This window comes from Myroides sp. LoEW2-1, from assembly GCF_009767705.1.
In the GTDB taxonomy this organism is placed as follows: Bacteria; Bacteroidota; Bacteroidia; order Flavobacteriales; family Flavobacteriaceae; genus Flavobacterium; species Flavobacterium album_A.
On record NZ_WSPP01000036.1, the window covers coordinates 1 to 4,447 of the forward strand.

Sequence of the window (4,447 nt, forward strand, 5' to 3'; positions counted from 1 at the left end):
GATTATTGTTGAGCCCAGTAGTGCTGTAGCACTTGCTGTTCTAATTAAAGAGCGTCCTCTTTTCGAAGGAAAAAAAGTAGGTATAATATTGTCAGGAGGTAATGTTGATTTAGATAACTTACCATTTGATAATTAATTAGATAAAAGCAAAAGGAAGTTAGTTTTAAACTAACTTCCTTTTGCTTTTCTTTATTTTTATTTCTTTTCTACCAAAGTATAGTCCTGCTACAATGAGTACGCCGCCTATAATTTGCATAATACCTAAGTGTTCTTCATCCAGTAATCCCCAACCAAAGGCAATTAAAGGCATGAGCAAAGATACAGATGAAGCAAAGCTTGCATTTGTTTCGTTTATCAACTTATAGTAAAATATATTTGCCAACGCACTTCCGAAGAAAGCCAGTAGAAATACGAAGCCTATTCCTTGTATCGCTTCAGGGTGATCCCATATTGTTTGGAAGAAGCCAGTACTGATTAGCACGATAAGAGCTGGAACTAAAAGAACAAACTCAATAAAAGCGGTCCATACAATTGGGGGAATATCTCCCATATATTTTTGCGTTAACAATCCACTATAGGCATACATAAGTGAGGCTATAATCAGCAATAAGTGGTAGAACCATTCATTGGGAACGACTGTCGCTGTTTCTGGACTTTGTAAGAGTAAGATAACTCCTATGAAAGAAAGAACAACTCCTGTGACTTCACCTAAATGCGTTTTGTACTTAAAGAATAAGGCACCTAATACAATGACGAAAATAGACATCAAAGCGTTTAGTATTCCCGCAATAGAACTGTGAAGGTGTACTTCAGCAATAGGAAATAAGAACATCGGAATAAAGCTTCCTACGACTGCTGTTAAGAATAACCAATGAAACGTTTTTTTGGGCATTATCTTTATATGCTTAATCGAGATAGGCAATAGGAAGATACCTGCAAAAGTTATTCGCAGGGCTCCAACTTGTATGGGAGTGAAATACTCTAATCCTCTTTTTATCAGTATGAATGAAGATCCCCATACAAGCGATAGAACTATTAAGGTAATCCAGTGTTTAGGCTTTATTTTCAATGTTTATTACTTTTTGGTGCTGTGTATATTATAAAAAAAAGACCACAAATTGTTGTGGTCTTTATATTTTGATGGTTAAGTTAGTTAACTCTTTTTTCTTGTATCTAGTTCACCAAAATACATCTCTTGGAAACTCTTATTAACTCCGTGATCAACGCGTTTGTGGAAAGTTTTTGGGTCAATTTCTACCGGTTTTTCATATCCACATGCACTAATAAACTCACCTAAAGCTTTCATTGTATTAGCATGGAAGTTAGCAACGCGTTTTCTCTTGTCAGTTACATTCAAAGCAGAGTACAATTGCTCATCTTGTGTTGCAATACCTACAGGACAGTGACCACTATCACATTGTAAAGCTTGGATACATCCTAAAGCGAACATCATACCACGAGCACTATAACAAGCATCTGCACCTAATGCCATTGCTTTTGCAATGTCAAACGCAGAGATGATGCGTCCTGATGCTAAGATTCTAATTTTATCTCTTAATCCACTTTCGATTAAAGTTTTATTAGCAAACACTAAAGCATCGTTTAGCGCCATACCCATATAGTCAATGAATTCAAGTGGAGCAGCTCCAGTACCTCCTTCAGCACCATCAACAGTGATAAAGTCTGGGTGGATTCCTGTTTCAACCATTGCTTTTACTATAGCTGTAAATTCATCTTTTCTACCAATACATATTTTGAAACCAACTGGTTTACCATTTGCTAACTTTCTCAATTTAGCAATGAATTGAATTAATTCAGTTGGATTAGAGAATGCAGTGTGACCTGAAGGAGAGTGTACTGTTGTGTGAGGTACAATACTTCTGATCTTAGCAATTTCTTCTGTATTTTTTTCAGCTGGTAACAATCCACCATGACCTGGTTTAGCACCTTGAGATAATTTAATCTCAATCATTTTTACTTCAGGGTAGTTTGCACGTTCTTCAAATAAAGCATCATCAAAGAATCCCTTTTCATTACGACAACCAAAGTATCCTGTACCGATTTGCCAAATTAGATCTCCTCCTGAACGGTGGTATTGACTAATACCTCCTTCTCCTGTGTTATGAGCAAATCCTCCAATTTTAGCACCCTCGTTCAAAGCTGTAATCGCTCTTTTACTTAAAGCACCATAACTCATCGCACTAATATTATATATACTTGCACTATACGGTTGTGAACATAAATCGCTTCCGATAGTCACTCTAAAGTTAGTGTCGTTTACTCTTTTTGGATATACAGAGTGAGATGCCCACTCATAACCAATTCTATTTGGATCATCTTGCATACCAAAAGAAACAGTTTGTTTCTCGTTTTTCGCTCTTTGGTAAACGATAGAACGTTCACGTCTATTAAATGGTCTTCCATCTAACTCACCTTCCCAGAAATATTGTCTCATTTCAGGACGAATAGATTCGAACATATATCTAAAACGAGCGAATATAGGATAGTTTTTACGTATCGTATGTTTTGTCTGCTTCAAATCAATAATTGTAAGGATTGCTAAGAATCCAGAAATTACTGTGTTAACAATAGCCGCTATTGAATTTGGATTAAGGACTAAAGAGAGAATAGAATATGCTAAGTATAGTACCACACATGCAATTGTCAATTGTCCAAAAGTAAATCTGTTTAGGAATTTTTTGTGAAACATAAAATAGAATTTAATGCAATCTAATTGTTGTTTAGTTTGTAAATGTTATTACGGTTATTAGTTTAAATTTTCACTCAAATAATCATTGATTTGTTATAGTCAAATCAATCAATTAATTAAGTGTAAATCGTCGCAAAGGTAGCAAAGATTTTGAATTTACCGAGTTTTTGTAATTATTATTTTGTTAGTGAAAACAGGTAAAAATATCAAATTCATAATTTTTATCTTTTTATTATATAATTATTTGGTAATATGATATTTGATTACGAAGAATACTCTAATTTGTTATTAGATATTGGTGTTTTTCTAAGGCCACTTTTGCGACTTATAGATACTTTGTCTACCCGAAACTTGATAAGCAATGTAACACGCCAATGCAAAGTAGAGCGCATTCTCAATTCCAAACAGTTCGATTGCCATAAGTGTACAAGCCCATGGTGTCTTGGTTGCCCCTGCAAAAACAGCTACAAAACCAATAGCTGCCAAGATATCCACTGGTATATTTAAATAGATAGAAAGAAAACTTCCCAATGTAGCTCCAATGAAAAACAAAGGCGTTACTTCACCTCCTTTAAATCCTGCACCAAGCGTAATGGCTGTAAAGACTATCTTTAGCAAAAACACTTCTGCACTTTGTTGCACAAAAAAAGATTCTTCTATTGTCGGTACACCTAATCCCAAATATTTGAAATCTCCGATAATCAATATAAGTAAAACAAATATTGTACCACCTATCAAGGGTCTAAGTGGAGGATAGACTATATGTTTAGTTAATGTTTTGTTACAGAAATCTGTAAGTTTTATGAAGATTATTGCTGCAAGACCGAAGGCAACTCCCGTTAAGCTTACTTTAGCTATAGATAATAGGTCAAAAGGGAGCGTAGTGTTTTGTTTATATGCTGTATGGGTGATGCCCCATTGTAGGCATATAATGTGTGCAATTACAGCAGATAATAAGACAGGATAGACATATTTGTATTTTACTCTACCTACAAGCATGAGTTCTAAGGCAAATAGGGTTCCAGCTATAGGAGTACCGAAAACTGAAGCAAAACCTGCACTTACCCCAATGAGGAGGATTGTTTTTCGATCGATGCTAAACAAGGAAAATAGCCTTGAAAATTGATCAGCAATAGCTCCTCCCATTTGTATAGCTGTGCCTTCTCTACCAGCAGACCCTCCAAACAAGTGAGTGACTAGTGTACCTAAAAGCACTAAAGGAGCCATTTTGAAGGGAATGATAGCCTTTGGTGTATAATATTCATCTATCAAGAGATTGTTGCCCTTATTAGCTCTACCTGCATAATAGTAATAGAGCAAGCCTATTAAAAAACCAGCTATGGGTAGAAAATAGAGCAAGTAGATATGGTGTGATCTAAATTCAGTGATGTGTTCGAGAAGATAGAGGAATAAAGCTGATGTAGTTCCTATGAAAGAACCTATTACCGCACTTAGTATGGTCCACTTTACAAAGTAAATTACAATGTTTTTTTTAGATAATCCCGCTTTTAAGGTAGTTAAAAAATGATATGCCATAGCCTATTAAATAGTAGTTATACTGTTTTTTTAATAGACGTCATCAGCATATTTAAGCGGTTCGAGGCAGACATCATTGCCTATATTTGTAAAACAAAGGTATAAAAAAAGTCTGATTCAACTGAACCAGACTTTAAATTTTTAGTTTTAATATCATTAAATATCATCAAAACTTACATCCGTGAAAGAATTTACTTCATC

Annotated in this window: 3 protein-coding genes, 1 pseudogene and 1 riboswitch; of the genes and pseudogenes, 1 reads left to right on the forward strand and 3 read right to left on the reverse strand. The window is 35.0% G+C overall.

Translation table 11 applies throughout. From position 1 onward, the window contains the following. A pseudogene (locus GOQ24_RS16605) lies at positions 1-136 on the forward strand (threonine/serine dehydratase); the annotation flags it as partial. A 27-nt stretch (positions 137-163) separates the two neighbouring features. Here GOQ24_RS16605 and GOQ24_RS02970 read toward each other — a convergent pair. The 3 genes from GOQ24_RS02970 to GOQ24_RS02980 form a co-directional block, all read right to left on the reverse strand. Continuing rightward, positions 164-1,069, reverse strand: coding sequence for a DMT family transporter (locus GOQ24_RS02970; RefSeq protein ID WP_155091751.1), 906 nt, complete (start codon positions 1,067-1,069; stop codon positions 164-166). 84 nt (positions 1,070-1,153) lie between these two features. Continuing rightward, positions 1,154-2,710 (reverse strand): FMN-binding glutamate synthase family protein, encoded by a 1,557-nt coding sequence (locus GOQ24_RS02975; protein ID WP_155091750.1) that lies wholly within the window; start codon positions 2,708-2,710, stop codon positions 1,154-1,156. A 306-nt stretch (positions 2,711-3,016) separates the two neighbouring features. Beyond that, on the reverse strand, positions 3,017-4,246 hold the full coding sequence (locus GOQ24_RS02980) for a voltage-gated chloride channel family protein (RefSeq protein ID WP_155091749.1): 1,230 nt from the start codon (positions 4,244-4,246) through the stop codon (positions 3,017-3,019). 27 nt (positions 4,247-4,273) lie between these two features. Next, positions 4,274-4,336: riboswitch (Fluoride riboswitch) on the reverse strand. Positions 4,337-4,447: the final 111 nt, after the last annotated feature.

Bases quoted from the DNA above. Each gene is read 5' to 3' on its own strand.
- GOQ24_RS02975 (WP_155091750.1), bottom strand. From the start codon at position 2,710: ATGTTTCACAAAAAATTCCTAAACAGATTTACTTTTGGACAATTGACA.
- GOQ24_RS02980 (WP_155091749.1), bottom strand. From the start codon at position 4,246: ATGGCATATCATTTTTTAACTACCTTAAAAGCGGGATTATCTAAAAAA.